The organism is Aeromonas sp. 96A, from assembly GCF_051919165.1.
In the GTDB taxonomy this organism is placed as follows: domain Bacteria; phylum Pseudomonadota; class Gammaproteobacteria; order Enterobacterales; family Aeromonadaceae; genus Aeromonas; species Aeromonas veronii.
In genome coordinates, this window is the sequence record NZ_JBQBFE010000001.1 from 3,616,903 (window position 1) to 3,643,165 (window position 26,263).

Annotated in this window: 26 protein-coding genes and 1 pseudogene; 12 read left to right on the top strand and 15 right to left on the bottom strand. The window is 61.6% G+C overall.

Features of this window, described 5'->3' with window-relative positions:
• Positions 1-18: 18 nt before the first annotated feature.
• The 3 genes from gloA2 to hrpB form a co-directional block, all read right to left on the bottom strand.
• Entirely contained in the window at positions 19-420 is a 402-nt protein-coding gene (gene gloA2 / locus ACTG2W_RS16860) for an SMU1112c/YaeR family gloxylase I-like metalloprotein (RefSeq protein ID WP_106844388.1), read from the bottom strand.
• A 58-nt stretch (positions 421-478) separates the two neighbouring features.
• Positions 479-2,797 (bottom strand): penicillin-binding protein 1B, encoded by a 2,319-nt coding sequence (gene mrcB, locus ACTG2W_RS16865; protein WP_042052390.1) that lies wholly within the window; start codon positions 2,795-2,797, stop codon positions 479-481.
• Between the two features lie 73 nt (positions 2,798-2,870).
• Positions 2,871-5,318 (bottom strand): ATP-dependent helicase HrpB, encoded by a 2,448-nt coding sequence (gene hrpB / locus ACTG2W_RS16870; protein WP_128834118.1) that lies wholly within the window; start codon positions 5,316-5,318, stop codon positions 2,871-2,873.
• Between the two features lie 178 nt (positions 5,319-5,496).
• Here hrpB and thpR point away from each other — a divergent pair, with 178 nt between their 5' ends.
• The 10 genes and pseudogenes from thpR (at position 5,497) to ACTG2W_RS16920 (ending at position 14,351) form a co-directional block, all read left to right on the top strand.
• Positions 5,497-6,039 carry an RNA 2',3'-cyclic phosphodiesterase gene (thpR, locus tag ACTG2W_RS16875; protein WP_245148392.1) on the top strand — a complete coding sequence of 181 codons (543 nt, stop codon included), beginning with the start codon at positions 5,497-5,499 and terminating at the stop codon, positions 6,037-6,039.
• Positions 6,036-6,777: pseudogene (sfsA, locus tag ACTG2W_RS16880) on the top strand (DNA/RNA nuclease SfsA). The gene thpR and the pseudogene sfsA overlap by 4 nt, the downstream one beginning before the upstream one ends.
• 119 nt (positions 6,778-6,896) lie before the next feature.
• Positions 6,897-7,346: an RNA polymerase-binding protein DksA gene (dksA, locus tag ACTG2W_RS16885; RefSeq protein WP_005335644.1), complete on the top strand. Its 450-nt coding sequence runs from the start codon at positions 6,897-6,899 to the stop codon at positions 7,344-7,346.
• Positions 7,347-7,457: 111 nt separating this feature from the next.
• On the top strand, positions 7,458-8,366 hold the full coding sequence (gene gluQRS / locus ACTG2W_RS16890; protein ID WP_069529861.1) for a tRNA glutamyl-Q(34) synthetase GluQRS: 909 nt from the start codon (positions 7,458-7,460) through the stop codon (positions 8,364-8,366).
• Positions 8,367-8,621: 255 nt separating this feature from the next.
• Positions 8,622-10,088, top strand: a complete 1,467-nt coding sequence (gene pcnB / locus ACTG2W_RS16895; RefSeq protein WP_005335642.1) for a polynucleotide adenylyltransferase PcnB — start codon at positions 8,622-8,624, stop codon at positions 10,086-10,088.
• 11 nt (positions 10,089-10,099) lie between these two features.
• Complete coding sequence (gene folK / locus ACTG2W_RS16900) at positions 10,100-10,609, top strand: 2-amino-4-hydroxy-6-hydroxymethyldihydropteridine diphosphokinase (RefSeq protein ID WP_005354659.1); 510 nt, start codon at positions 10,100-10,102, stop codon at positions 10,607-10,609.
• The gene (gene panB, locus ACTG2W_RS16905; RefSeq protein WP_005335640.1) at positions 10,606-11,400 is read left to right on the top strand and encodes a 3-methyl-2-oxobutanoate hydroxymethyltransferase; all 795 of its coding nucleotides are present in this window, start codon (positions 10,606-10,608) and stop codon (positions 11,398-11,400) included. Before folK ends, panB begins: the two co-directional genes overlap by 4 nt.
• Before the next feature lie 201 nt (positions 11,401-11,601).
• Positions 11,602-12,459 carry a pantoate--beta-alanine ligase gene (gene panC, locus ACTG2W_RS16910; RefSeq protein WP_005335639.1) on the top strand — a complete coding sequence of 286 codons (858 nt, stop codon included), beginning with the start codon at positions 11,602-11,604 and terminating at the stop codon, positions 12,457-12,459.
• A 24-nt stretch (positions 12,460-12,483) separates the two neighbouring features.
• Entirely contained in the window at positions 12,484-12,834 is a 351-nt protein-coding gene (locus ACTG2W_RS16915; protein WP_005335638.1) for a putative quinol monooxygenase, read from the top strand.
• 152 nt (positions 12,835-12,986) lie between these two features.
• Positions 12,987-14,351: a cation:dicarboxylate symporter family transporter gene (locus ACTG2W_RS16920; RefSeq protein WP_421309323.1), complete on the top strand. Its 1,365-nt coding sequence runs from the start codon at positions 12,987-12,989 to the stop codon at positions 14,349-14,351.
• 78 nt (positions 14,352-14,429) lie between these two features.
• On the opposite strand, the gene ACTG2W_RS16925 is transcribed toward ACTG2W_RS16920, so the two are convergent.
• The 8 genes from ACTG2W_RS16925 to hpt form a co-directional block, all read right to left on the bottom strand.
• On the bottom strand, positions 14,430-14,957 hold the full coding sequence (locus ACTG2W_RS16925) for a rhodanese-like domain-containing protein (RefSeq protein WP_033134998.1): 528 nt from the start codon (positions 14,955-14,957) through the stop codon (positions 14,430-14,432).
• 4 nt (positions 14,958-14,961) lie between these two features.
• Positions 14,962-15,381 carry a MauE/DoxX family redox-associated membrane protein gene (locus tag ACTG2W_RS16930; protein WP_235657042.1) on the bottom strand — a complete coding sequence of 140 codons (420 nt, stop codon included), beginning with the start codon at positions 15,379-15,381 and terminating at the stop codon, positions 14,962-14,964.
• A 14-nt stretch (positions 15,382-15,395) separates the two neighbouring features.
• Complete coding sequence (locus ACTG2W_RS16935; protein WP_106844384.1) at positions 15,396-15,704, bottom strand: DUF3343 domain-containing protein; 309 nt, start codon at positions 15,702-15,704, stop codon at positions 15,396-15,398.
• Positions 15,701-16,483, bottom strand: coding sequence for an acyl-CoA dehydratase activase (locus ACTG2W_RS16940; RefSeq protein ID WP_106844383.1), 783 nt, complete (start codon positions 16,481-16,483; stop codon positions 15,701-15,703). The genes ACTG2W_RS16935 and ACTG2W_RS16940 overlap by 4 nt, the downstream gene beginning before the upstream one ends.
• Positions 16,484-16,492: 9 nt before the next feature.
• The gene (locus ACTG2W_RS16945; RefSeq protein WP_106844382.1) at positions 16,493-17,644 is read right to left on the bottom strand and encodes a double-cubane-cluster-containing anaerobic reductase; all 1,152 of its coding nucleotides are present in this window, start codon (positions 17,642-17,644) and stop codon (positions 16,493-16,495) included.
• Positions 17,645-17,870: 226 nt separating this feature from the next.
• The gene (locus ACTG2W_RS16950) at positions 17,871-18,644 is read right to left on the bottom strand and encodes an ABC transporter permease (RefSeq protein WP_005335622.1); all 774 of its coding nucleotides are present in this window, start codon (positions 18,642-18,644) and stop codon (positions 17,871-17,873) included.
• On the bottom strand, positions 18,641-19,558 hold the full coding sequence (locus ACTG2W_RS16955) for an ABC transporter ATP-binding protein (RefSeq protein WP_106844381.1): 918 nt from the start codon (positions 19,556-19,558) through the stop codon (positions 18,641-18,643). The genes ACTG2W_RS16950 and ACTG2W_RS16955 overlap by 4 nt, the downstream gene beginning before the upstream one ends.
• Positions 19,559-19,669: 111 nt before the next feature.
• Positions 19,670-20,200: a hypoxanthine phosphoribosyltransferase gene (gene hpt / locus ACTG2W_RS16960; RefSeq protein ID WP_005335618.1), complete on the bottom strand. Its 531-nt coding sequence runs from the start codon at positions 20,198-20,200 to the stop codon at positions 19,670-19,672.
• Positions 20,201-20,401: 201 nt separating this feature from the next.
• Between hpt and ACTG2W_RS16965 the strand changes: the two genes are divergently transcribed.
• Positions 20,402-21,016, top strand: coding sequence for a TetR/AcrR family transcriptional regulator (locus ACTG2W_RS16965; protein ID WP_005362858.1), 615 nt, complete (start codon positions 20,402-20,404; stop codon positions 21,014-21,016).
• 71 nt (positions 21,017-21,087) lie between these two features.
• Here the strand turns inward: ACTG2W_RS16965 and ACTG2W_RS16970 are convergent, their stop codons facing one another.
• Positions 21,088-21,699 (bottom strand): flavin prenyltransferase UbiX, encoded by a 612-nt coding sequence (locus tag ACTG2W_RS16970; protein WP_106844380.1) that lies wholly within the window; start codon positions 21,697-21,699, stop codon positions 21,088-21,090.
• The gene (gene mpl / locus ACTG2W_RS16975) at positions 21,696-23,066 is read right to left on the bottom strand and encodes a UDP-N-acetylmuramate:L-alanyl-gamma-D-glutamyl-meso-diaminopimelate ligase (protein ID WP_106844379.1); all 1,371 of its coding nucleotides are present in this window, start codon (positions 23,064-23,066) and stop codon (positions 21,696-21,698) included. Before mpl ends, ACTG2W_RS16970 begins: the two co-directional genes overlap by 4 nt.
• A gap of 258 nt (positions 23,067-23,324) precedes the next feature.
• Here mpl and ACTG2W_RS16980 point away from each other — a divergent pair, with 258 nt between their 5' ends.
• Positions 23,325-24,026, top strand: a complete 702-nt coding sequence (locus ACTG2W_RS16980) for a phosphatase PAP2 family protein (RefSeq protein ID WP_106844378.1) — start codon at positions 23,325-23,327, stop codon at positions 24,024-24,026.
• Positions 24,027-24,095: 69 nt separating this feature from the next.
• On the opposite strand, the gene galE is transcribed toward ACTG2W_RS16980, so the two are convergent.
• Both galE and ACTG2W_RS16990 read right to left on the bottom strand, forming a co-directional pair.
• Complete coding sequence (gene galE / locus ACTG2W_RS16985) at positions 24,096-25,109, bottom strand: UDP-glucose 4-epimerase GalE (RefSeq protein WP_106844377.1); 1,014 nt, start codon at positions 25,107-25,109, stop codon at positions 24,096-24,098.
• A 94-nt stretch (positions 25,110-25,203) separates the two neighbouring features.
• A complete protein-coding gene (locus tag ACTG2W_RS16990; RefSeq protein WP_106844376.1) occupies positions 25,204-26,190 on the bottom strand; it encodes a hybrid-cluster NAD(P)-dependent oxidoreductase in 987 nt (328 codons plus the stop codon).
• Between the last annotated feature and the right edge of the window lie 73 nt (positions 26,191-26,263).

The window sequence follows — 26,263 nt, forward strand, 5'->3', positions numbered from 1 at the left end:
TTTTTGACCGCCTCAGGCTCAGCGCGGTGCTTCGTAGAGCTCCAGCGGCAGGCCGTCGGGGTCGGCAAAGAAGGTAAAGCGCTTGCCGGTCAGCTCGTCCACCCGTACCGGCTCTACCTCGACCCGATGGGCCAGCAGGTGGGCGATGACCCGGTCAAGGTCGCTGACCCGAAAGGCGAGATGGCGCAGGCCGCACGCCTCGGGGCGGGAGGGGCGCTCGGGAGGCGAGGGGAAGCTGAACAGCTCCAGCTGGCTGCCGTCCGGCAGGGCCAGATCCAGTTTCCACGACTGGCGCGCCTCGCGCAGGGTCTCGGCGATAATGGGTAGCCCCAGCACCTCGTGGTAGAAGTGGCGCGAACGTGGGTAATCGCTGGCGATGATGGCCACATGGTGAATGGTGTCAAACAGCGGAAAGGTCATGGTGTTTCCTTGTCAGCAGCATAGTGAACGGGCAGCCTGCGCTGCCCGTGTTGTTGATCTAGTTGAAGAAACCGCCGAACCAGTCATCCAGCGCACTGCGTGGCGTCGCACTGCTTGCGCAACCGGCCGGGGAGCCCATGGTGGAGGCTTTGGCCGGTACCTGCAGGCTGCCCGGGCAGTCGCTGGTGACGCGGGTGCCGCTGGCGCGGGAGAAGTTGGCCCAGGTGACCCCTTCCGGCATCTTCAGCCCCAGACTGTTGACGCCGCGCTGGCTCATGTAGCCGCTAAAGAGCTGCAGGGCACCGCTGGCACCGGTCAAGCCCGCCGGGGTGTTGTCGTCGCGACCGACCCAGATACTGACCAGTTCGTTGTTGTCCATCCCGGCAAACCAGGAGTCGCGCAGCTCGTTGGTGGTGCCAGTCTTGGCCGCCATGGTGGCGCCCGGGAACTTGGCACTGAGGGCGCGGGCCGTGCCCTGACTCACCGTCTTGGTCATGGCGAACAGGGTCAGCCAGCTTGCTTGCTGGTCGGTGACCCGCTTGGCGGTCTGATCATGCTGATAGAGCAGGCTGCCATCCCCGTTCACCACGGCGCGAATGGCCGACAGCGGCTGGGTCAGCCCCTGATTGGCGATGGGCAGATACATCTGGTTCACCTCCAGCGGGGAGAGGGCCACCGCCCCCAGCACCAGCGACGGATAGGGCTGGATCTCCTGCTGGACTCCCAGCTTGTGCAGGGTATCGACTACCTTCTCCAGCCCGACTTGCAGACCCAGATTGACGGTCGGCACGTTGAGGGAGCTGGCCAGCGCATCCATCAGCGGCACGCTCTGGCGGAACTTGCGATCGTAGTTTTGCGGCGTCCAGACCTGACCATCCTGACCGCGAATACGGATCGGCTGATCTTTGAGCGGGGTCGCCAGGGTCAGGCCGTTGGAGAGACCGGTCAGGTAGACCGCCGGTTTCACCAGCGAGCCGATCTGGCGGCGGGCATCCAGCGCCCGGTTGAACCCGGCGTAACGGGGATCGCGGCCACCCACCAGTGCCACCACTTCGCCCTTGTGCCAGTCGGAGACCACCATGGCCGCCTCCAGCTTCTTCTTGCCGCGCAGTTTCTCGATATCGGCGAGGCCCGATTCGACCGCCCGCTCGGCCGCGTGCTGGGCGATGGGGTCGAGGCTGGTGAAGATCTTGAGGCCAGACTGCTTGAGCAGATCGGCGCCGAAGCGGCTCTGGATCTCCCGCTTGAGCAGTCCCATAAAGGCCGGGGTACGGCCATAACTCATCTGGCCGCGGGCGATGATGCCGAGGGGCTGGCGGCTGGCCAGCTCATACTCGGCCTGGGTCAGGCTGCCGTGATCCATCAGCAGCTTCAGCACCAGATCACGGCGGGTCTTGGCCCGCTCCGGGAAGCGCCATGGGTCGTAATAGGAGGGGCCTTTCACCAGACCGACCAGCAGGGCGACCTGATCGATATCCAGCTCGTTGACCGGAATGCCGAAGTAGAAGTAGGAGGCAAGCCCGAAACCATAGACCCCTTGCGAGAAGTTCTGCCCCAGATAGACCTCGTTGAGGTAAGACTCCAGGATCTCGTCCTTACTGTAGCGATAGTCGATCAGCACCGCCATATAGGCTTCCTGCAGTTTTCGCCACAGGCTGCGTTCACGGGTCAGGAAGAAGTTTTTGGCCAGCTGCTGGGTCAGGGTACTGCCCCCCTGCACGGTGCGACCCGCGATCAGGTTGGCGAACATGGCGCGCATGATGGCCACTGGCGAGACGCCGCCATGCTGGTAGAAGTCGCGATCTTCGGTGGTGAGCAGGGTCACCAGCAGGCTGTCGGGCACTTCGGCGATACGCACCAGCAGGCGATCTTCCCGATCTTCGGTATTGAGGCGATCGAGCAGCACAGGGTCCATCTGGGCGTAACCGAGCTGGCGCTGGTTCTCCAGCGACTGGATCCCCTCAAGGCGCGGGCCGTTGAAGGTGAGGCGCAGGCCGCGGGCTCCGTCGGCGCCGTCATAGAACTCGAACGGACGGCGAATCAGCTCGATGCGGTTGCCGTTGATGGTGTATTCACCCGGCGTGTGAGGCTGGCGCACCTGCTTGTAGCTCAGCATGTTGAGCTCGCGCAGCATCTGGTCCCGCGACAGGCGCTGGCTGGGATAGAGCTCCAGCGGGCGGCTGTAGACCATCACCGGCAGCTGCCACTTCTCGCCATCGAAGCGCTCGCGCACCTTGGTATCGAGGTAGATGCCAAACACCACCATAAAGGCCGCCACCACCAGGGAGAGCTTGAAGCCAAGCCAGAACAGCTTGCGCCAGATGGTGCGTTTGGGCGCTGCCTTCTTGGGGGCACGCTTGCGTCGTTGGGTTGCCATAAATCCTCTTTGCTTTCCTTTCTACTTGTTATGTCGCATTCGCGAACGTTCGAGCGGGATTAACCCGCCGAACCTAGATGCCCATCTTCTTTTTGGTGACCTTGGTCGGCATCGCTTCCAGCGGATTATCCGGCCAGTAGTGGCGGGGATAGCGCCCCTTCATCTCTTTCTTCACCTGTTCGTAGGATCCTGCCCAGAAAGCGGCCAGATCGGCAGTGATCTGCAGCGGTCGCTGGGCGGGGGAGAGCAGCTCCACTACCAGCGGCACCCGGCCATCGGCCACGCAGGGGGTCGAACCTTGACCGAACATCTCCTGAATGCGCACCGGGATCACCGGTGCCTGCCCCGGCTGATAGCGGATCCGCACCCGGCTGCCGGTGGGCGCCGCAAAGTGGCTCGGCAGCGCCTCGTCCAGCCGTTTGGGCAACGGCCAGGGCAGGGATTGGCGCAGGATGTCGCTCATATTGAGCCTCTTCAGCTGCTCCAGCCGGGTCATACCGCTCACCGCTGGCAGCAGCCACTGCTCCAGTGTGGCCAGCAGGCTCTCGTCATCCATCGCGGGCCACCCCTCATCGGGCAGCCAGTCGCGGGCGCAGCGCAGACGGGCCAGCAGTCCTTCGCTGCTCTCGTCCCAAGGCAGCACATGCAGCCCCTTGCGGCGAATGCCTTGCAGCAGGCAGCGCCCTTTCTGCTCGTCAGAGAGTTCGGTCAGCGGTCGCTGGCTCAGCACCAGTTCGCCGATCACCTGCTGGCGCTCGGCGCGCACCCGCTCTTCCCGCTCATCCCAGTCGAACCACTGCCGTTCGCTCACCAGCTCCGGCAGCAGGCGTACCAGCTCGTCCAGATCGACCGGTTCGGCGATAAAGATGCGGCTGCCGCGATCGTTCTGCCCCATCTCGATGGCGATCAGCGCCCCTTGTCCCTGACAGGGATGACCTTCTACCAGATCGCAGCTCACCCCACCACTGAGTTGATAGCGACTGCCGCTACGCAGTTTGCCGATGCGATCCGGCCAGGCGAGGGCGCAGAGCAGCCCCAGCCACTGACCCTGCGCACTGGCAGGGCGGGCGCCAAGCCGTTCAAACCAGCGGGCCGCGCTCTGGCGCAGGGCGTTTTGACGGCGGTGGAACAGCACAGAGAGGCGCTCCGATCCTCGCAGATCTTCTTCCTGCAACGCCACCAGATAAGCAGCATCGGCGACAATCCCTGTCAGACCCTCGGACTCCAGCTCGCGGGCGCGTAGCAGCATGCGAGCGAGGCGAGGGTGAGTACCGAAAGCGGCCATGGCGCGGCCAGCGGGAGTGAGTTGTTGCTCACCCTCCGGCTTCATGGCGCCAAGAGCCACCAGTAGCCGCTGGGCGCTGGCCACCGCGGCGGTGGGAGGCATATCGAGAAGCGGCAGATCTTCCACCTTTGCCCCCCACTGGGCGGCGTCCAGCAGCAGGCCGGTCAGCTCCTGAGTGAGGATATCTGGCGGGCTCTGCTCGGCGAGCCGCTCCTGCACCTCGCTGCTCCAGAGCCGGTAGCAGACGCCGGGGCCGAGACGACCGGCGCGGCCTGCCCGCTGGGTGGCGGAGGATTTGGCTATCTGGCGGGTCTCCAGTCGGGTGACGCCGCTTTTCAGATCAAAGGAAGCCCGTCGTTCCAGCCCGCTATCGATCACCACCGAAATCCCCTCAATAGTGAGGGAGGTCTCCGCCACATTGGTGGTGAGCACCAGCTTACGGCGGCCGGCAGGCGCCGGTTCGATGGCTGCCTGCTGCGCCGCCATGTCGAGGCGGCCGTAGAGGGGAGAGAGGGTCACGTCGTCCGACAGTTTGTCTGCCAACCATTGCGCCAGTCGCTCGATCTCACCCTGTCCCGGCAGAAAGACCAGCAGGCTGCCATCTTGATCGGCCAGCGCTTCGAGCACCACGGCGCCGACTTGCGGCTCCAGCCACTGCTGGCGGTTGGCGGGGCGGTAGTGGTAGTCGATGGGGAAACCGCGCCCTTCGGAGCGAACCACAGGGGCATCCGGCAGCAAGGTCTCGAGTGCCATGCCATCCAGGGTAGCTGACATCACCAGGAGCTTGAGATCATCGCGCAATCCCTGCTGGCTCTCGATCGCGAAGGCCAGCGCGGTATCGGCGTGCAGACTGCGTTCGTGGAACTCATCGAAGATGACCAGCGAGACGCCAGTCAGCTCCGGGTCTTGCTGCAACATCCGGGTCAGCACCCCTTCGGTGACGATCTCGAGCCGGGTCGTTGAGCTGGTGCGGCTCTCGCCACGCACCCGCAGGCCGATGCGCTCGCCCACCTTCTCCCCCAGTTGGCGCGCCAGAAAAGTGGCGATATTGCGCGCCGCAAGGCGCCTTGGTTCCAGCATGATGATGCGGCCGGGCAGCCGGTTCTGACGCACCAGCTCCAGTGGCAGCAGGGTCGATTTGCCCGCGCCGGGTGGCGCCTGCAGGATCACGCTGGTGTGGCTGTCGAGGGTGGCAAAGAGTTCGGGCAATACCGAAACGATGGGGAGTTGGGACAAAGCGATGAGCACCTTCTATGGCAACCGGTAAAACGGCGCCTATTCTGCCACAGCCGCCCGCGCCACCGTGAGTGGATGTGCGGATATGGCCACTCGGGCGGGAGGCTGGCGAGACATGGCCGGATAGCTGCCATAGAATGGGCCCATCCAATGAGCGTGAAAAAGGCATTATCACCACATGGCCAAACTCTTCTTTGCCCTGCCCGTCAAGGAGCTAGCTCCCGAGCTCATCGCCTGGCGCGATCAGCTGCCCTGGCCCGGTCAGCCGGTGCCGCAAGCCAACCTCCACCTGACCCTGGCATTTCTGGGTGAGGCGGACGAGTTGACCACCCGCCGCCTGATCGCCGCCGTGGAGCGTCAGCACTGTCCGCCGCTCTCCATCAGGCTGGATGAGACCGGCTGGTTCAGCCGGGCCAAGGCTGCTTGGATTGGCCCGAAGGAGTGGCCCAACGAGCTGACCGTGCTGGCAAAGGCGCTGCGACGCCACGGTGAGAAGTTGCGTCTTGGCAATGGCGAGCAGGGTTATCGCCCCCACGTCACCCTGTCGCGCAAGGCGGGCGAGGCTCCTGCCATCCTGCCTGCCCCAAATTTTCTGCTGCAGGCCGATGAGTTCTGCCTCTATCAATCCATCTCGACCCCGGACGGGGTGCGCTACGAGCCGCTTGCCTGCTGGCCGCTGCGCGCCCGGGTAAAAGAAGACGCGCGGAGGACTAACCCGTGATCTTTGATCCCCCTCTGCAATCGGGCCAGCTGGTGGCCCGCTACAAGCGCTTTCTGACCGATGTGCAACTCGATAACGGCGAGGTCATCACTATCCACTGCGCCAACACCGGTGCCATGACCGGTTGTGCCGATCCGGGCACCCTGGTCTGGTACTCCACCTCCGATAACCCCAAGCGCAAGCTGCCCAACAGCTGGGAGATCGCCGAGAGCCCGGCAGGCCACTTTATCTGCGTCAACACGGCGCGTGCCAACCAGATCGCCCGGGAGTTGATCGAGCAGGAGGCCATTGCTCCGTTGGCGGGGTACAGCCGGTTGCGCACCGAGGTGAAGTATGGCGAAGAGAACAGTCGCATCGATCTGTTGCTGGAAGATGACGAGAAGGGCAATTGTTACATCGAGGTAAAATCGGTCACCCTGCTCGACGAACGTGAAGATCCGGGTATGGGCTATTTCCCCGATGCGGTCACCGCCCGTGGTGCCAAGCATTTGCGCGAGTTGATGGCGATGAAAGCGGCGGGCCACAGGGCCGTGCTGCTCTTTATGGTGTTGCACTCCGGAATAAGCCGGATGCGCCCTGCAACACATATAGATCCGCACTATAGTGCTAATTGAGCAGGCAATCGCAGCGGGGGTTGAAATTTTATGCTATCGGCCCCATGTTGGGGTGCAAGGCATGGTGGCTCAAGGGTTTATCCCGTTTGAATCTGGTCACCTGTTACCCGAGGGGAGTGCATAAATATTGGAGTGGGTAACATTATTGGTACGGCTCGTTTGCTTACCCGTTACCCTTCTGCTATAGATGTCGCCCTCAATTTATGGATGGCACGGGTAGCGTGCTGAATTAGGAGACAGGGCATGCCAACAGGCGAAAACAGGAAATCTCTGGGCCCCCTGGCCATTGCGGGTGTCGCGCCTTACCAGGAAAAGCCGGGTGAGGAGTACATGAATGACCAACAAAAGGCGCATTTTCGCAAGATCCTGGGTGCCTGGCGCAACCAACTGATGCAGGAAGTTGATCGTACCGTCGACCATATGAAAGACGAGGCTGCCAACTTCCCGGATCCCGTGGATCGTGCCGCGCAAGAAGAAGAGTTCGCTCTTGAACTGCGTACCCGCGACCGTGAACGCAAGCTGATCAAGAAGATCGAGAAGACCTTGCAGCTGCTTGAAGACGATGATTTCGGTTACTGCGAACACTGCGGTATCGAGATCGGTATCCGTCGTCTGGAAGCCCGTCCGACTGCCGACCTCTGTGTCGATTGCAAGACGCTGGCCGAGATCAAGGAAAAACAGATGGCCGGTTGATCCCGACCCTCTGGTATATGAAAAAGGGAGCTCGCGGGCTCCCTTTTTTATTGAGCTTTTGGCGGTCGCGCCCCAGAATGCAGCCTCAATGAATCGCTTACCCGAACAGTCATGCCAGTGAATCCCCCGTCCTCACCCTTTGCACGTCCCTATGTCGGCCGCTTTGCCCCCTCACCCTCAGGCCCGCTTCATTTCGGTTCGCTGATCGCCGCCCTCGGCAGCTTTTTGCAGGCCAGAGCGCAGCAGGGACGCTGGCTGGTGCGCATCGAGGATATCGATCCGCCGCGGGAGATGGCGGGGGCAGCGGCCCTGATCCTCAAGACCCTTGAGGCATATGGCCTCGAGTGGGATGGGGAGGTGATGTTCCAGAGCGCGCGCCACGGCCGCTATGACGAGATCATCGACCAGCTCTATCGTGCGGGGGATCTCTACTGGTGCCGTTGCACCCGGCGCGAAATCATGGCCGCGGGCGGTCTCTACAGCGGCCACTGCCGCACCCTCGGGCTTGCGGCCGAAGGTTGCGCTGCCCGGCTGCGCCAGCACCATCCGGTCTACCACTTCGACGATCGCTTGCAGGGCCATATCGCGGTCCCTACGGCGCTCGCCGAGGAGGATTTTATTATCCGCCGCCGCGACGGGCTCTACGCCTACAACCTGGCGGTGGTGGTGGATGATATGGACAGCGGCATCACCGAGATAGTGCGCGGCGCCGATCTGCTGGAGCCCACGGTGCGCCAGATTGCCCTCTACCAGACCCTGGGGGCACCGGTGCCCGACTGGGTGCACCTGCCGCTGGCGGTGCTGGCAGATGGCAACAAGCTCTCCAAGCAGAACCATGCGCCTGCGCTGGCGCTTGATGAGGTGCGCCCGGCACTGTGGCAGGCGCTGCACTTCCTCGGCCAGTGCCCGCCGCCCGAGCTGATGGCAAGCCGGATCGACGAGATCATCGGCTGGGGCATCGCCAACTGGCAGCTAGAACGGGTGCCCGCCAGCGAGAAAATCCCGCTGGACCTTGAGTAAAAAGAGCCGGTTTTCGTGTAATAAGGCGTGAGCTGGGCGCTGATAGACCGCTATTTTCGTTGGCAGACGGTTTCATGCGGGATCAATTGTCAGCACGGTTTTTCATTTGGTCAGGCGTGAGCTATGTGCAGATTGACCGCTATTTTCGCTGGCGGACGGTTTCATGCGGGATCAATTGTCAGCACGGTTTTTCATTTGGTTAGGCGTGAGCTATGATAGGCCGCTATTTTTTGGCCTCCCGTCAATTTAGAAGTCATGAAGAGGTGTACCATTTTTTCCCAGATCGCAAACTTTTGCCGCAAGGTGCTCGGCAAGGAAGACGGCGAGCAGTCGGTGGAATCCCCCATTCCAGCCCGTGTCGCCGGTCAACGTCGTACCTTAAGCCGTGATCAGCACCCTATTTCGCGCAAAGAGATCAGCGAGAATGCACTCAAGGTGCTCTATCGCCTGAACAAGGGCGGCTACGAAGCCTACCTGGTCGGCGGCGGAGTCCGGGATCTGCTGCTCGGGAAGACGCCCAAGGATTTCGACATCGCAACCGATGCGACGCCGGAGCAGATCAAGGCGCTGTTCAGCAACTGCCGCCTGATTGGCCGTCGTTTCCGCCTGGCCCACATTGTCTTTGGTCGTGACGTGATCGAAGTGGCCACCTTCCGGGGTCACCACCATCAGGTCAATACCAGCAAACATGTGTCGGCCCAGTCTGATGAAGGCATGCTGCTGCGCGACAACGTCTACGGCACCATCGAAGAGGATGCCGAGCGCCGCGACTTTACCGTCAACGCCCTCTACTACAGCGCCAAAGATTTCACCCTGCACGATTTCGAAGGGGGTCTGGAAGATCTGGCCGAGCGCAAGCTTGAGCTGATCGGCGATCCCGAGACCCGTTATCGTGAAGATCCGGTGCGTATGCTGCGCGCCGTGCGCTTTGCCGCCAAGCTGGATATGACCATCAGCCCGCGTACCGCCGCCCCCATCAAGGAGCTGGCGCCGCTGCTGCAAGACATACCGGCTGCCCGCCTGTTTGAGGAGACCCTCAAGCTGTTCCTGGCTGGCGACGGTCTGGCGACCTACAAACTGCTGCGCGAGTATGGCCTGTTCCAGCAGCTCTTCCCGCAAGTGGCTGCGCTGTTTACCCCGCACGGCAACTCGCCCTACGAGCAGTTTATCGAGCAGGCGCTGATCGATACCGACACCCGCGTTCGTGAAGATAAGCGCGTCACCCCCGCCTTCCTCTACGCCACCCTGCTGTGGGGCTGCGTCGAGGCCCGTGGTCGGGTGCTGGAGAACGAGAGCGGCCTGCCCTGGTATGACGCCTTCATGCTGGCGATCAACGAGGTACTGGACAATCAGGTGCGGATCATCGCCGTTCCCCGCCGTTTCACCACCGATGTCCGCGACATCTGGGCACTGCAACAGCGGCTGACCCGTCGTCAGGGCAAGCACCCCGAGCGCGCCATGGAGCATCCCAAGTTCCGCGCGGCGTTCGACTTCCTGTTGCTGCGCAACCGGGTCGAGCGCGGTCTCGGCGAGCTGGCCAGCTGGTGGGAGCGCTATGTTGCCTCCAATCCGGATGTGCGCCCGCAATTGCAGCGTGAAGCGACCCGTCGCCCGGCCAGCGGTGAGCGCGGCGAGGCCCGTAGCCACGATGGCGAGAAGCGCAGCAGCAACAGCCGCAACCGTCGTCGCCCCCGTCGCCGCAAACCGAAAGTGGCCGAGTGACAACAGACGTGATGACCGAGGTCTTCATCGCCATTGGTTCCAACCTGTCTGACCCGCTGGGTCAGGCTCGTCGCGCCGTTGCCGCCTTGGCAAGGTTGCCGGAATCTGTGCTGGTGGAGGCCTCGTCGTTTTACAGCAGCCGCCCCATGGGGCCTGCTGACCAACCGGACTACGTCAATGCCGTGGCCCGGCTCAATACCCGGCTCGCGCCCCTTGCGCTGCTGGACCAATTACAAAAAATCGAGCTGGAACAGGGACGTGTGCGCAAAGATGAGCGGTGGGGGCCGAGAACTCTGGATCTCGACCTGCTGCTCTATGGGGATCAGGTGATCAACCATGAGCGCCTGATCGTACCCCACTACGGCATGAAGGAGCGGGAGTTCGTGCTGCTGCCCCTTGCCGAAATTGCGCCTGCTCTGGTGCTGCCCTGCGGCACCCCGCTCGCCCGACTGGTTGCCCGCTGCCCGCACAATGATTTGGCCATCATTGCCCCGCGTGCAGACGTACAGGAGCCTCTATGAGCAAGATCACCACCGCCAGCCTGCTGAAGATGAAGCAGGAAGGTCAAAAGTTCACCGCCATCACCGCCTATGATGCCACCTTTGCCAAGCTGTTCGACGACGAGGGGGCCCACGTGCTGCTCATCGGCGATTCACTGGGCATGGTGCTGCAAGGGGGTCAGGATACCCTGGCGGTCAACATGGATGAGATGGTCTATCACACCCGCTGTGTGGCACGCGGTGCCAGCAAGGCACTGGTGGTCGCCGACATGCCGTTCATGAGCTACGCCACCCCCGAGCAGACTTACCAGAACGCCGCCCGCCTGATGGCGGCCGGTGCCCGCATGGTGAAGATGGAAGGGGGCGACTGGCTCTGTGACTCCATCCGCCACCTTACTCGCAACGGGGTGCCGGTGTGCGGTCACCTCGGCCTTACCCCGCAATCCGTTCATGTCTTTGGCGGCTTCAAGGTGCAGGGGCGTGACGAGTTTCAGGCGCAGGAGATCTATCGCCAGGCCCTCGAGCTGCAAGCGGCCGGTATCCAGCTGCTGGTGCTCGAGTGTGTGCCCACTGCGCTGGCCGAGCGCATCACCAAGGCGCTTCGCATCCCGGTGATCGGCATTGGTGCCGGCCCCGCGACCGATGGTCAGATTTTGGTGATGCACGATGCTTTTGGTGTAACCTCCGGCTATGTGCCCAAGTTCACCAAGAACTTCCTGGCCGAGACCGGCGATGTGCGTGCCGCCATCCGCCTATATGTGCAGCAGGTGAGCGAGGGGAGCTTCCCGGGCCCGGAACACTGCTTCAATTGATCCTGGCGGTTGCATGATGGGGGCTGCGGCCCCCGTCTCTGCTTCTCAGCCTCGCGCAGTTAATCCGTATAGCTAATCCGTATCTTATTGATTCATCTAAAGGTGAACTGCTGATAGCCATGTTCGTGCACCATCCCGCCCGAGCGCTATCTGTGGATGCAACCCGTCTCTCTTTTTGATTTATCGGAAGGTGAACTGCTGATGTTGGTCGTAAATAATCCCGTCGTTCTGCGTGAGCAGATCAGCCAATGGCGCCGTGAAGGGCGTGCCATCGCATTCGTGCCCACCATGGGTAACCTGCATCAGGGCCACCTGACGCTGGTGAAAGAGGCGCACAGCCACGCCGAGAAAGTGGTGGTCAGCATCTTCGTCAACCCGATGCAGTTCGACAAGGCCGAGGATCTCGCCAACTACCCGCGCACTCTGGAGCAGGATTGCGCTGCGCTGGAAGCGGCCGGGGTCGACATGGTGTTCACCCCGACCCCGGAGATCATGTATCCGCAGGGGCTGGCCAGCCAGACCTTCGTCGAGGTGCCGGGTCTCTCCAATCTGCTGGAGGGGGCGCTGCGCCCGGGTCACTTCCGCGGTGTCAGTACCGTCGTCACCAAGTTGTTCAATCTGGTACAGCCGGATGTGGCCTGCTTTGGCCAGAAGGATTACCAGCAGCTGGCGCTTATTCGCAAGATGGTGGCCGACATGGCGATGCCCATCGAGATCGTCGGCGTGCCGACCGTGCGGGCCGAAGACGGGCTGGCGCTATCTTCACGCAACGGCTACCTGACTGCGGCCGAGCGTGCCATTGCCCCCGAGCTGGCGCGCACCATGAACTGGATCGCCGAGCAGATTGAAGCGGGTGACCACCACCTGCCCTCCTTGGTGGCGCAGGCAAGCCAGCGTCTCGACAACGCCGGTTTTCGTACCGATGCCATCGACATCGTCGATGCCGCCACCCTCGAATCCGCCACAGACGAGAGCGCGCAGCTGGTGATCCTGATGGCTGCTTATCTTGGCAAGGCCCGCCTTATCGACAATCAAGTGGTCACGCTGCAGCAAGCCTGAGCCCGCCACAACCAGGAGGAACCCATGTCCAAGAAGGTTTACTGCATTGCCCAATTCCTGCCCAAACCCGGTCAGGAGCAGGCCCTGTTTCAGGTGCTGCAGGCACTCGAGCCCAACACCCTGCGTGAGGATGGCTGCCTGCAATATCGGGTGACCCGCCACATCGCGAGCCCCTTTGCCGAGGGGGAGAGTTTCCCCATCGTGTTCAACGAGATTTGGCAAGATATGGCCTCTTTCGAGGCTCACTGCCAGCGCGCGGAGATCAAGGCTTTCTTCGAGCGTTACTGTCTGGCGGAAGATGGTTTGGCCGCGAAGTGGAATGTCTGCGTCTATAGCGACGAACCCGAGCAGTACGACGCCCCCGTAAAGAAGTAATTCCCCCGATTGCCAGCGGACGCCCCCTCGGGCGTCCGCTGCTTTTTCACGCCTGCACTCTCCTGCATTCCGGCGTTTTGTTCTGCGGCCCAGTCCGCATCTCCCTTCGTTTCTATCCACTTTCGGCCTGATGGCCGCTACAGGTATTCATGATGTTTGTCCTGATTGCATCGCTTGTTTTTTGTCTGCTCTGTTTTACTCTCACCCGGTTGCCTACCGGTTTGCCGCTCTCGCGCAAGGTACTTGCGGGTCTGCTGCTTGGCGCCCTGTTCGGGCTGGCGCTGCAACTGGGCTGGGGCGCCGATGATGCCGGCGTTCAGCAGACCCTGGAGTGGGTCAATATCATCGGCGGCGGCTATGTCAGCCTGCTCAAGGTGGTGATGATGCCGCTGGTGTTCACCTCCATCCTCTCCGCCATCAACAAGCTGGAGCAGGCCCAGTCCCTCGGCAAGATCAGCGCCGTGCTGATCGGCTCCATGCTGACCCTGGTGATGATCGCCGGTCTGGTGGGGATGACCATCACCCACCTGAGTGGTCTCACGGCAGCCGGGCTGTTGAGCCACGGTAGCGACAGCGCCGCCCTGCAACAGAGTATGAGCACCATCGACAGTGCCCAGACTCTGCCAGCCCTGCTGCTCTCGCTGGTGCCCACCAACTTTGCCGCCGATATGGCGGGTAGCCGCGGCCTCTCGGTGATCGGGGTGGTGATCTTTACCGTGCTGGCGGGGGTTGCCTTGCTGCAGTTGAAGGCGGAGCATCCACAGGCCGGTGCTCGCGCCGCCGTGGCCATCGACACCCTGCAACTGTGGGTGATGAAGATGGTGCGGGTGGTGATTGCGCTCACCCCCTATGGCGTGATGGCGCTGATCGCCCGGGTGGTGGCCCACTATCCCCTGAGCGAGATCCTCAGCCTGCTCGGCTTTATTCTGGTCTGCTACGTCGCCATTCTGGCGATGTTTGCGGTGCACATGGTGATCCTGCTGCTGATCGGTCAGAACCCGCTACACTACCTGCGGGAAGTGTGGGGCGTGCTCACCTTCGCTTTTGTCTCCCGCAGCAGCGCCGCCTCCATTCCGCTCAGCATCGAGACCCAGCAGCGTCTTGGTGTGCCCGCCAGCATCGCCAACTTCGCCGCCTCGTTCGGTGCCAACCTCGGCCAGAACGGCTGTGCCGGCATCTATCCGGCCATAATGGTGGCGATGATTGCCCCCATGCTCGGTATCAACCCGTTTGATCCCCTGTTCCTGCTGACTCTGCTGCCGGTGATTGCGCTGGGCTCCATCGGGGTGGCTGGCGTCGGCGGTGGCGGCACCTTCGCCGCGCTGATCGTGCTCTCCACCCTCAACCTCCCCATCGCGCTGGTGGGGGTGATGATCGCCATCGAGCCGCTGGTGGACATGGGCCGTACCGCTCTCAACGTCAATGGCTCCATCATGGCGGCGATGATCACCAAGCGGTTGCTGGGCAAACAGCAGCTGGCCGAGACGCAGGTCCTAGATCAGCAGGCCGCCAGCTAGCCCCAGCGTTCCCCAATATGACAGAAGCCCGCAGTTGCGGGCTTCTTTATGTCGACAGTGTTGCCTTGTGAGCAGGTATTACTCGGCAGAGACGGGGTAACCGGCGCCTTTCCAGGCGAAGATGCCGCCCGGTACCCGATAGACCTGCTGATAGCCCTGAGTCACCGCCCAGGCGGCGGCGTTGTGGCTGCGGCCGCACTTGACGAAGCCGCAGTAGATCACCACCGGGCGGGACTTGTCTTCACCCAGCAGCGCCTGGAACTGCTCCGGGGTGCCGCTCCCCTCGATGATCTCGCTCCAGTTGTCGCCGGACTTGGCCTCCTTCACGAAGACGAAGTTCTTGGCGCCCGGGATGTGCTCTTTCTTGTAGGAGTCCTCATAGGGCATGGTGTCGATGATCACCAGCTCCTCGCCCTTGTCCATCCGGGTCTTCAGCTCGGCCACGGTCAGCAGCTGATAGCCCCCCTGCTGCGTCTCTTGCGCCAGCTGCACCGCCGACTGCTCCAGCTTCACCTCCTGCTCGAACTGGTTGTCGCCACAGCCACCGAGGGCAAAGCTGGCGGCGATCAGCGAGGCCAGCAGGGTGCGGGATCGCAATGTCATCATGTCACTACTCCTTTAGAACGGGAAAAACGGGGCGGGAAGTTCGCAGCAGGGCGCCCGCAAGCGTCAGTAGCAGCAGATCCCGCACAATGGCCTCCGGTAACGAGCCGAGATCAGCCCTGCCCAGACAGCCGCAAGAGATGTCGAGCCCGATGGCAACGCCATAGCCCAACACCGGAATAAACAGGGCGAGCAGCCCGATCACCAGCCAGAGTCCCCAGCGCCGGTTGGCGATGACCGCAAGTCCTGCGCAGAGCTCAAGGGCAATCAGCCCCCAGGCGGCGAACGGGATTAGCGGCGGCCAGATCAGGCCAAAGGCGCCGATCTGCTCGATGAACAGGGCGGGGGATACCAGCTTGAACCCGGCGGAGGCGAGGAAGAATCCCCCCAACGCCAGATTGGCCGGCATGCGCAGATAAACGGCCATGGGATAGCTCTTTATCATCCATGACTCCGACTGCCAGCCACAGGCGTATGCTTGGCCATGTCCTGACTATCGGCCGGATAGCGGGCCAGCTCCTGATAGTCGCCGCCCGCTTCGCAGCGAAAGACGGCGGCGGTTTCACCACTCTGGCACCACTGTTGCCACTCGTCTGGCGGGCAGTGGAGACGAATGGCGAGGCCACAGCCGGCGCTGAGCAGACGCGGCACATCGCAGACCCGAAACGACTGACCGTGCTGCTCCAGCCGTTTGCGCAGCCTGACTGTGCCGAGGGTGGAGTGGAACAGGTAGAGAAACTCCTGATTCATGATTTTCCTCCCGTGCTGGCGCGCGCGCCGAACAGGGCGGCCCCCAGCGCACCGGCAAACTGGGCATCCGGATGGGTGGTCACTTCGCAGCCCAATCCTTGCGCCAGATAGTGGCGGAAGGTGGCGCAGTGGCTGACGCCGCCGGTAAAGAGTACGCTCGGTCTGGCACCGAGGCGGCCGATAAAGTTGGCACTGCGCCGGGCCATGGCGCGGACGATGCCGGCCAGGATCGACTCGGCCGGAATGCCCGCCGAGCGCAGGCTGATCGCCTCCGATTCGGCAAACACGGTGCACATGCTGCTGATGTCGTGGGGCTCGGCCCCTTGCAGCAGTTCGTCAAGCTGCTCGACCCGCGCCCCCAGAGTGCGGGTGATCACCTCGAGAAAGCGACCGGTACCGGCGGCGCACTTGTCGTTCATCAGAAAGTCGGTGAGATTGCCCTCGCTATCTAGCAGGATCACCTTGCTATCCTGCCCGCCGATGTCGATGACGGTGTGTACCGACGGGCAGAGCAGGCGAGCCCCCAGCCCGTGGCAGGAGATCTCGGTGACCCGGCGATTGGCGAACGATGCCAGATCGCGGCCATAGCCGGTCAGGGTCAGGTGGGGGCGCTCTGGTAAATCGGCCGAGAGCTCCTCCCAGCCTTGCTCGATGGCGGCCAGCGGACGAAAAGGGGTCGGCACCAGAAAACGGCGGACGATACGCCCGCCATCCTTGTGGTCGAACAGGATCCCCTTGGTCGCGGTGGAGCCCGAGTCAATCCCGATGGAGAGTGACACGGCGCCTCCTCACAGCATTTCGATAAAGGCCGCCAGCCGGGTCGCCAGTTGCCCCTTGTCGGCGCTGGAGTAGTCGGTCTCGACCGCCATGTAGGGGATGCCGTGGCGTTCTCGTACGTGACGCTTGATGGCGAGCGACTCCACCGCATAGGTGTGGCAGGCCTGCAGGATCACATCGATCACCCCGTCTGCCTGATACTCCTCCACCATCTGGCTCAGCAGATTCATGCGCTGGTGGTTGGGGGAGATGCAGGAGCAGCCGATGGCCAGATACTTGTCGGTCAGCGCATCGAACAGGTCACCCTCCTCGCTGACGCACTGCTCGGTCGCCTTGGCGCCGGTGCAGTTCTCGTAACCCACTACCCAGCCGCCGTGCTCCTCGATGAGGCGCACCACCTTGTCGGCCGCGCCGCCGATGGGGCAGCCGGTGATGAGGATGCGCGGGCGGGCATCGAGCCGCTTGCCCTCGGCATACTCGGCCTTGATGCGGCGGGTCATCTCCTGCAGCTCGCTGATGAGCTGCTCCTTGTCGAAGCGGAAGGTGGCGCCATAGACCACCTTGAGGATGTCGGTGCCGCTCAGCGCCGGCGGGTTGAGCTGACCCAGCCGGTAGAAGTCGGCCAGCGCGCGGCGCTCGCGGTTCTTCAGCACGATGGCGTCGCGCAGCGCCTGCTCGCTGATGGGGTTGCCGAACTGCTGCTCCAGCAACTCCTTGAAGCGGACGATTTCGCTGCGCCACAGGGTGCGGGATGCTTCGTCATCGGCGCGATTGGGCAATTGCATCACATGCACCGGTTTGAACTCGGCCATGTACTCGTACATCTTCTTCTTGCCGTCGCAGGTGGTTTCCCCCACCACCAGATCGGAGAAGTAGAAGTAGGGGCACTTGTCGGTCTTGCCGAACCCGTAGCTGCTCTTGATCAGCGGGCAGAGGTTGCGGGGCAAGTCTTTCTCGGCCTCCTCGATGGTCTCGTCGCTGGTGGAGCAGAGCGATACCACCACCGCGCCGGCGGCCATCGCCATCTCCTGCGGCATAAAGGTGCAGTAGGTGCCGACCAGGGGGATCTGTCGCTCCTTGAGTGCCATTACAGCCAGAAAGCCCTGACGACGGGCATCTGAAAAACTATCGAATATGGCTGGCAACTCGGTGATTAGTGACATAGGCGATCCTGCCCTGATGAGAGAAATGAAGAGACGGACGAGCCATCCGTGACGGCACATCCAACCGCGAGAATTATACCTTTGGGGGTAATTCGAAAATTGCGGTGGATCACAAGGTGTCAGGTAAATCCTTAATGACAGGCAGGTTATTGAGAAGGGGGCTAGCAGGTTGGAGGGGCTAGAGGGGGAATAAAAAACGGGCACCGCGAGGTGCCCGTTTTGGCAATCAGTGGCGCAGACCGGTGCCACGGGAGATAAGCCACCAGGCGATACCGTAGAGGGCCACGATAAAGCCGATGATGATGAGGTAGGCGGTGCCGAGCGGCACGTCGGAGATGCCGAGGAAGCCGTAACGGAACGCGTTCACCATGTAGATGATGGGGTTCACCTGGGAGACACTCTGCCAGAAGGGGGGCAGCAGGCTGATGGAGTAGAACACCCCGCCCAGATAGGTGAGCGGTGTCAGCACGAAGGTGGGGATGATGCTGATGTCGTCGAAGGTCTTGGCAAACACTGCGTTGATAAGGCCACCCAGCGAGAAGAGGATGGCGGTCAGCAGCACGGTGAAGCAGACGCTGAACAGATGGTGGATCTGCAGCGGCACGAAGAAGAGCGACACTAGGGTGACAATGAGGCCGACGCAGAGGCCGCGCGCCACGCCACCGCCCACGTAGCCGGCGATGATGACGTAGTTGGGCACTGGTGCCACCAGCATCTCCTCGATATTGCGCTGGAACTTGGCGCTGAAGAAGGAGGAGGCAACGTTGGAGTAGGAGTTGGTGATCACCGACATCATGATGAGGCCGGGCACGATGAACTCCATGTAGGTGAAGCCACCCATGTCACCGATGCGTGAACCGATCAGGTTGCCGAAGATGACGAAGTAGAGGCTCATGGTGATGGCCGGTGGCACCAGGGTCTGGATCCAGATCCGGGTGAAGCGGCTCACCTCCTTGGCCAGAATGCTCTTGAAGGCGATGTAGTAGATGGCCAGATTCATGCTTTTCTCCCCTCTTCGACCAGATTGACGAACAGCTCTTCCAGTCGGTTGGCCTTGTTGCGCATGCTTACGACCTGCACCTGCTGGTTCGACAACTGCTCGAACAGGCTGTTGAGTGACTGGCTCTTGTCGAGATCCACCTCGAGGGTGCGCTCATCCAGCATGCGGCCGTTGAACTCTGGCACCTCGGGTACGGCAGAACCTGGCGCAAGGTCGAGCAGGAAGGTCTCGCGACCCAGCTTGCCCAGCAGATTCTTCATGCTGGTGTTCTCGATCAGACGACCCTTGTCGATGATGCCGATGTTGCGGCACAGCATCTCCGCCTCTTCCAGATAGTGGGTAGTAAGGATGATGGTGACGCCCTGCTCGTTGAGATCCTTGAGGAAGGTCCACATGGAGCGGCGGATCTCGATATCGACCCCGGCGGTCGGTTCATCGAGGATCAGCAGTTTGGGCTCGTGCATCAGGGCGCGGGCGATCATCAGACGGCGCTTCATGCCGCCGGAGAGGGTGCGGGCAGGCATGTCGCGCTTCTCCCACAGATCGAGCTGGCGCAGGTACTTCTCGGCGCGGATCTTGGCTTCCGCCTTGGGCACGCCGTAGAAACCGGCCTGATGGGTGACAATCTGGATCACCTTCTCGAACTGGCTGAAGTTGAACTCCTGCGGCACCAGTCCGAGCTGGGCCTTGGCCTGTTCGAGATCGCTGTCGATGTCGTAGCCAAACACCTTCACCTTGCCGGCGCTCTTGTTCACCAGCGAGCTGATGACGCCGATGGTGGTGGACTTGCCCGCGCCGTTCGGGCCGAGCAGGGCGAAGAAATCTCCCTGCCTGACGGTAAGATCGATGCCTTTAAGGGCTTCAACGCCCCCCTGATAGGTCTTTTTCAGGCCGCTGATTTCCAGTGCGTTCATTGCAACCTCTGTGATGGTTGAATCCGGCTCGATACAGAAAAGGCGGCCAAGGCCGCCTGCACAGAGTAAAGGGCGCAAGGCCGCTTCACCCGTGATATACCTGAACCTGGCTTACTCCTGGGGTACCACTTTGCCGATAAACGGCAGGTTGCGGTACTTCTGGGCGTAGTCGATGCCACAGCCGACCACGAATTCGTCCGGAATGGCGAAGCCAATCCAGTCGACCGGCACCTGCACTTCGCGGCGGGAGGGTTTGTCCAGCAGGGTGCAGATGGCCAGGGATTTCGGCTCGCGCAGGGAGAGGATCTCGCGCACCTTGTTGAGGGTGTAACCGGTGTCGATGATGTCTTCCACGATCACCACATCCTTGCCCTTGATGTCGTCGTCCAGGTCTTTCAGGATGCGGACGTCACGGGTGCTGTGCATGCCGGAGCCGTAGCTGGAGGCGGTCATGAAGTCCAGGGTGATGGGCAGCTGGCACTGGCGGCAGAGGTCGGCCAGGAAGATGCAGGAACCGCGCAGCAGCGCAATCATCACGACTTCGTCAGAACCCTGATAGCGGGCGGTGATCTCTTCACCCAATTTGGCGATCCGGGCGGCTACTTCAGCCTCGGAGATCATCACCTCGACGGTGTGTTTCATCACTTACTCCCATAAGGCCAAAGGGGATTTGGCCGTTCATGAATATCAAAACCGATGATTCTACCACTCATGTTGAAGGGTGCTAGAGATACGTGGTGCTTTTATCGGCTTATTTTAATTGATAGAGTTAGCAGGCACTCAGGCATGATTAGTTAAAATACTATAAACACCATAATCAATAACTATTAGATGATAAAAACTATGGAACCACGCGCAGAAATAAGACGTCGTACCCGGCTGTCGCCGGAAGCTCGTCGCTCCCAATTGATGGAATGTGCCATCGAGGTGTTCTCCCGTCGCGGCATTGGCCGTGCAGGTCACGCCGAGATAGCCGAACAGGCCAAGGTCTCTGTGGCTACCGTCTTCAACTATTTCAACACCCGTGAGGAGTTGGTAGATGAGGTGCTGGCCGAGATCGAACGCTTTGTGAACCAGATGCTGTCGCAGGCATACGGTGACCAGGGCTCCATTTTCGACAAGATCCAGCGTCATGTACGCCTCTCTGTCGATGCCGCCTACGATCAACCGGATTATGCCGGTATCTGGCTGGAGTGGAGCTCATCGGTTCGGGAAGAGGTATGGCCCCGCTATACCCGGCTGCTCGATCAGTGCCTTGAGCTGATCGCCAGCGAGCTGCAAACCGCCATGGATGCAGGGGAGATCACCAGCGTGCTGTCAGCACAGGATCTGGCCCGCTCTTTGACCGGTTTTGGCTATGTGATGATGCAGATGATCAATCAACCTCAGCGCCCGGCGCGACAAGAGGTGACTGATTTCCTGTTCAAGTACGTGACGGCGCCAATTCAGGCTCGCTAACACGACTTAACGAAAAAACGGCGTCACTCATTGAGTGGCGCCGTTTTTTATGGCCGGATATGGCGGTCACCTCAGCGGTGGCCATAGCCCCAGCGGTGGGTCAGCTCATGCTCGACACCGAGATGATCGAGGATGCGGGCGACCATAAAGTCCACCAGATCTTCGATGCTTTTCGGCTCATGATAGAAACCGGGGGCGGCAGGCATGATGGTCACCCCGAGCCGCGCCAGTTTCAGCATGTTCTCCAGATGGATCGCCGAGAATGGGGTTTCGCGGGGCACCAGGATCAGCTGGCCGCGCTCCTTGAGCACCACATCCGCCGCCCGCTCCAGCAGGTTGTCCGAGGTACCGTTGGCAATGGCCGAGACGGTGCCCATGGAGCAGGGGCAGACCACCATCTGTTTGGGGGCTGCCGAACCGGAGGCGACTGGCGAGAACCACTCCTCCTTGCCGCAGGCGACAATCTGCCCCTCCTTGGCGCCATATTGGCGACAGAGATAAGCAGAGAGCTCTTTCGGTGAGCCGGGCCAATCCTGCTGCTGCTCGGTCTTGAGTACCACACGAGCCGCCGAGGAGGCGAGCAGGTAGACCCGATAGTCCGCCTGCACCAGACACTGGAGCAGGCGCAGGGCGTAGGGGGCGCCGGAGGCACCGGTCAGCGCCAGGGTGATCGCTTTGTTCATAGTTCGCCGTGGTAATCCTTGAGGCGGGCGATCAGCTTGTCATGAATGCCACCGAAGCCGCCGTTGCTCATGATCAGAATATGGTCGCCATCACGGCTCTCGGCCACCAGCCGATTGATCAGGGTCTCCAGATCGTTGAATACCTTGGCCGGACGGGTCATATGGGCTGTCACCTCGCCGAGATCCCAGCCGATGTTGGGCGGCTGGAAGAAGAACACCTCGTCGGCGCCATCGAAGCAGCCAGCCAGCTCCTCCTTGTGAACCCCCAGCTTCATGGTGTTGGAGCGCGGCTCCAGCACCGCCAGAATACGTGAGCCGCCTACCTTGGCGCGCAGGCCGCCGAGGGTGGTCTCGATGGCGGTGGGGTGGTGGGCAAAGTCGTCATAGACGCTGATGCCAGCCACTTCGCCCTTGAGTTCCATCCGCCGTTTGGGTGATTTGAACTGGCAGAGGGCGGCGATGCCATGCTCCACCATCACGCCAGCATGGCGTGCGGCAGCGATGGCCATCAGACCATTGTTGACGTTGTGCTCGCCGATGCACTCCCAGTGCACCTCACCCTGCTTTTCGCCATCCAGCCACACCTCGAAGGCGGAGCCGTCATCGGCCAGCTTGACCGCTTTCCACTTGGCGTCATCCTGACCCACCAGCTCCACTTCGCTCCAGCAGCCCATCTTGCGCACGGCGGTGAGGTTGTCATCCGCCTTCGGGAACAGCACCCGACCGTTGCTCGGTACGGTGCGCATCAGGTGGTGGAACTGGCGCTGGATGGCGGCGAGATCCGGGAAGATGTCCGCGTGGTCAAACTCCAGATTGTTCATCACCAGGGTGCGCGGATGGTAGTGGACGAACTTGGAGCGCTTGTCGAAGAAGGCGCAGTCATACTCGTCTGCTTCGATGACGAAGAAGGGGGCAGAGCCGAGACGGGCGGAGACCGGGAAGTTGCCCGGCACGCCGCCAATAAGGAAACCGGGCTCCAGTTTGGCGTACTCCAGCACCCAGGCCAGCATGCTGGCGGTGGTGGTCTTGCCGTGGGTGCCGGCGACGGCCAGCACCCAGCGATCTTGCAGCACGTGCTCCAGCAGCCACTGGGGGCCGGAGATGTAGGGCAAATTGCGGTCCAGCACATATTCAACACAGGGGTTGCCGCGGCTCATGGCGTTGCCGATCACCACCAGATCCGGCGCCGGATCGAGTTGGGAGGGGTCATAGCCTTCGGTCAGTTCAATGCCCTGTTGCTCGAGCTGGGTACTCATGGGGGGATAGACATTGGCATCCGAACCGGTCACCCGGTAACCAAGCTGTTTTGCCAACACCGCCAGACCACCCATAAAGGTGCCGCAGATCCCGAGAATGTGAATATGCATACCGCTTCCTTTCGCAGTAAAGGGAAGTGCGCATTCTAGGGGGTGTTGCGGTGGTGGCACAAGCCGCACTCATGGTGAGAGGCCCACAGATGCAGCACCGGAGGCAGAAATCTTGGCGCTGTTGGGATATGCGAGATTGGAATGGGCTGGCAGGCTTTATTTGAGACTTGATATTGTGTCGCACTTTCTTACAATTCTTCGGTTTTGTGACGCACTCTACAGTTTTACGATATCGCCCTTTTTCAAAGGAGAGTCCCCATGGGCAAGTTCCTGCTTTGCTATCTGGTCGGTGGTCTGGTGACCATCAGTTGGGCTGCGCTGCCCGCTCATGGTCCTTGGGATCAGTGGGACCTCGCGATTTTTCATACCGTTAACGGCTGGCTCGGGCAGTCGGCTCTGTGGGCCGATCTGGTGGCCATAACCAATAACCGGCTGTTCGATCTGGCGGTGTTGGCCTGTATGGGGCTGATTCTGGTCCGCTGCTTCTTTGCACGGGATCTGGCGGGTCGTCGCCACCTGGTGGCGATGGGGATAGTGATGCTGCTAAGTGCACTGGTGATCAACCAGCTTGGTCACCGATTGCCGGTGGAGCGACCCAGCCCGACCCTGATGGTGGCCGATGCGCTGCGGGTGACCCAGATCAGCGGTATTCCGACCAAGGACTCTTCCGGTGATAGCTTCCCCGGGGATCACGCCCTGTTTCTGATGATCTTCGCCGGCTACGCCTTGCGTTATCTGCCGCGCTGGGCGGGAGTCACCGCATTGCTGATGGTGCCGATCTTTTCCGCACCGCGCATTCTGGCTGGCGCCCACTGGTTTACCGATGTCTACGTCGGCGCACTGGGGCTGGCGACCCTCTGTCTGCCCTGGCTGCTGTTGACCCCGCTGGCGGATCGGCTGATAGAGCGCATTTCCCCCCGATTGGCCCGTGTGCCGCTGCTGCGCAGTCAGACCCACTGATTGAACGTCGCAAAATAAAACGCCCCGACATGAAAATGTCGGGGCGTTCTGTTATCCACCCGCGAGAGATCAGCCTTGATAACCGTTCGGGTTGTTGCTTTGCCAGCGCCAGGTATCGGCCATCATCTGATCCAGACCGCGCTCTGCCTGCCAGCCCAGCTCGGCACGGGCCAGCGTCGGCTCTGCCCAGCACTCGGCGATGTCGCCCGGGCGACGGGGTTTGATCTGGTAGGGAATGGGTCGGCCGCTGGCCGCTTCAAACGCCTTGACCATCTCCAGTACCGAGTAGCCTTGACCTGTGCCCAGGTTGTAGGTGAAGACGCCGGTGTCGCTCTTGATGCGTGCCAGTGCTTTCAGGTGACCGATGGCGAGATCCACCACATGGATGTAGTCGCGTACGCCGGTGCCATCCGGGGTCGGGTAGTCGTTGCCAAATACCCCCAGCTCCTTGAGCTTGCCGACACCCACCTGGCTAATATAGGGCAGCAGGTTGTTGGGGATACCGTTGGGATCTTCACCAATCAGGCCGCTCTCGTGGGCGCCGACCGGGTTGAAGTAACGCAGCAGTACGATGGCCCAGCGGGGATCGGATTTGGCGAGATCGCGCAGGATCTCCTCCACCATCAGCTTGGAGCGACCATAGGGGTTGGTGGCGCTGGTGGGGAAATCTTCCCGCAGCGGCACCGAGGCGGGATCGCCATAGACGGTGGCCGAGGAGCTGAATACCAAGCGGAAAACTCCGGCCCTGGCCATCTCTTCGCACAGCACCAGAGTGCCGCTGATGTTGTTCTGGTAGTAGGTGAGCGGGATCTGGCTCGACTCCCCGACAGCCTTGAGGCCGGCGAAGTGAATGACCGATTCGATCTGGTGGTTGGCGAACAGCTGCTGCAGGCAGGCTCTGTCCAGCACATCCCCTTCGACGAAGGTGACCGGTTTGCCGGTGATCTGCTCGACCCGCTTGAGTGACTCCGGTGAGGAGTTGGAGAGGTTGTCGAGTACCACGACCTGCTGCCCCGCGCCGAGCAGCTCAACCAGGGTGTGGGAGCCGATATAGCCGGCGCCCCCTGTGACCAGTATTGTCATTTTTTATCCCGTGTTCTGGTGAAACTGGGGCCGAGTCTACCCGTCCTGCCCGCTCGAGAAAAGGTTGAGATACCAATGAAGCCCTTTGTGTATCTCAATAATCGAGACTGATATCCCCTTTCGCGGTGCAGGAGCAGGCCAGAGCAACGCCGCTCTCCAGATCCTGAGCACTCAAGGTCATCACGCTCTGGCGCTCGATGTCACCTGTGGTGGTGCAACGACAGCTGCCACATACCCCGGCGCGGCAAGCTGCCATCATGGTTTCGCCCGCCGCTTCCAGTGCCGCCAGCAGGGTTTGACCCGGCAGGATCTTCACCTTTTTGCCACTCTTTTTCAGGGTCAGCCAGAAGTGGTCGCTGGTGGTGGCGGGCTCTGCGGGAGGAAGGCCAAAGGACTCCTGATGCAGCTGCTCCGGCGGCAATCCCAGCTCTGCCAGCATGGCGCTGACCGCCGCCATATAGGGGGCCGGGCCGCAGAGATAGACGTGGCGTTCGCGCAGATCTGGGGCCAGTTCGGCCAGCATAGCGGGGGTGAGTCGGCCCACCCAGGGATGAGCCGTTGGCGCCTCTTCCAGTATCAGGGCATGGCGTACACCGGGATGCGCTTCGGCCAATGCAGCCAAGTCATCTGCGAAGATCACATCTGCTGGCGAGCGGGCGCTATGGATAAAGCGGATATCGGCATCCGGCCGTTTGGTTAGCTCGTCTCGCAACATGGCCCACATGGGGGTAATGCCGGAACCAGCGCTCAAGAGCAGTGGCCGTTTGCAAGGGAGGTTGGTCAGGTTGAAATCGCCGAACGGACCATCCACCCGGATCTCGTCTCCCACCTGCAAGGTCTGGTGCAGATGGCGGGAGACCCGTCCCACATCCTTGATGGTGACCTGCCAGCATGAATCCTGCGGGCTGGAGGATAGGGTATAGGCGCGGCACTCCGGCTGGCCGTCAATCTCGGTATGCAGGGTGATGCACTGGCCAGCCAGTACGGGAGGGAGGCTGCCGGAAAGCGGCGCTAGCTGCCAGCTCACGACGTCGTGGGTGTTCTGTTGGCGGCCAATGCAGGTGAGCGTGAGAGAGGTCATCACAAGGCTCCTTAGGTTTTAAACGGTTCGAAAAACGTCTGGTGAAAAAGCCGGATCCAGAAAAAAGGCGAGC

Excerpts from the sequence above, each read along its gene's own strand:
- gloA2 (WP_106844388.1), bottom strand. The coding sequence starts at position 420 with ATGACCTTTCCGCTGTTTGACACCATTCACCATGTGGCCATCATCGCC.
- mrcB (WP_042052390.1), bottom strand. The coding sequence starts at position 2,797 with ATGGCAACCCAACGACGCAAGCGTGCCCCCAAGAAGGCAGCGCCCAAA.
- thpR (WP_245148392.1), top strand. The coding sequence starts at position 5,497 with ATGGCCAAACTCTTCTTTGCCCTGCCCGTCAAGGAGCTAGCTCCCGAG.
- dksA (WP_005335644.1), top strand. The coding sequence starts at position 6,897 with ATGCCAACAGGCGAAAACAGGAAATCTCTGGGCCCCCTGGCCATTGCG.
- gluQRS (WP_069529861.1), top strand. The coding sequence starts at position 7,458 with ATGCCAGTGAATCCCCCGTCCTCACCCTTTGCACGTCCCTATGTCGGC.
- pcnB (WP_005335642.1), top strand. The coding sequence starts at position 8,622 with ATGAAGAGGTGTACCATTTTTTCCCAGATCGCAAACTTTTGCCGCAAG.
- folK (WP_005354659.1), top strand. The coding sequence starts at position 10,100 with ATGACCGAGGTCTTCATCGCCATTGGTTCCAACCTGTCTGACCCGCTG.
- panB (WP_005335640.1), top strand. The coding sequence starts at position 10,606 with ATGAGCAAGATCACCACCGCCAGCCTGCTGAAGATGAAGCAGGAAGGT.
- panC (WP_005335639.1), top strand. The coding sequence starts at position 11,602 with ATGTTGGTCGTAAATAATCCCGTCGTTCTGCGTGAGCAGATCAGCCAA.
- ACTG2W_RS16915 (WP_005335638.1), top strand. The coding sequence starts at position 12,484 with ATGTCCAAGAAGGTTTACTGCATTGCCCAATTCCTGCCCAAACCCGGT.
- ACTG2W_RS16920 (WP_421309323.1), top strand. The coding sequence starts at position 12,987 with ATGTTTGTCCTGATTGCATCGCTTGTTTTTTGTCTGCTCTGTTTTACT.
- ACTG2W_RS16925 (WP_033134998.1), bottom strand. The coding sequence starts at position 14,957 with ATGATGACATTGCGATCCCGCACCCTGCTGGCCTCGCTGATCGCCGCC.
- ACTG2W_RS16930 (WP_235657042.1), bottom strand. The coding sequence starts at position 15,381 with ATGGCCGTTTATCTGCGCATGCCGGCCAATCTGGCGTTGGGGGGATTC.
- ACTG2W_RS16935 (WP_106844384.1), bottom strand. The coding sequence starts at position 15,704 with ATGAATCAGGAGTTTCTCTACCTGTTCCACTCCACCCTCGGCACAGTC.
- ACTG2W_RS16945 (WP_106844382.1), bottom strand. The coding sequence starts at position 17,644 with ATGTCACTAATCACCGAGTTGCCAGCCATATTCGATAGTTTTTCAGAT.
- ACTG2W_RS16950 (WP_005335622.1), bottom strand. The coding sequence starts at position 18,644 with ATGAATCTGGCCATCTACTACATCGCCTTCAAGAGCATTCTGGCCAAG.
- ACTG2W_RS16955 (WP_106844381.1), bottom strand. The coding sequence starts at position 19,558 with ATGAACGCACTGGAAATCAGCGGCCTGAAAAAGACCTATCAGGGGGGC.
- hpt (WP_005335618.1), bottom strand. The coding sequence starts at position 20,200 with ATGAAACACACCGTCGAGGTGATGATCTCCGAGGCTGAAGTAGCCGCC.
- ACTG2W_RS16965 (WP_005362858.1), top strand. The coding sequence starts at position 20,402 with ATGGAACCACGCGCAGAAATAAGACGTCGTACCCGGCTGTCGCCGGAA.
- ACTG2W_RS16970 (WP_106844380.1), bottom strand. The coding sequence starts at position 21,699 with ATGAACAAAGCGATCACCCTGGCGCTGACCGGTGCCTCCGGCGCCCCC.
- mpl (WP_106844379.1), bottom strand. The coding sequence starts at position 23,066 with ATGCATATTCACATTCTCGGGATCTGCGGCACCTTTATGGGTGGTCTG.
- ACTG2W_RS16980 (WP_106844378.1), top strand. The coding sequence starts at position 23,325 with ATGGGCAAGTTCCTGCTTTGCTATCTGGTCGGTGGTCTGGTGACCATC.
- galE (WP_106844377.1), bottom strand. The coding sequence starts at position 25,109 with ATGACAATACTGGTCACAGGGGGCGCCGGCTATATCGGCTCCCACACC.
- ACTG2W_RS16990 (WP_106844376.1), bottom strand. The coding sequence starts at position 26,190 with ATGACCTCTCTCACGCTCACCTGCATTGGCCGCCAACAGAACACCCAC.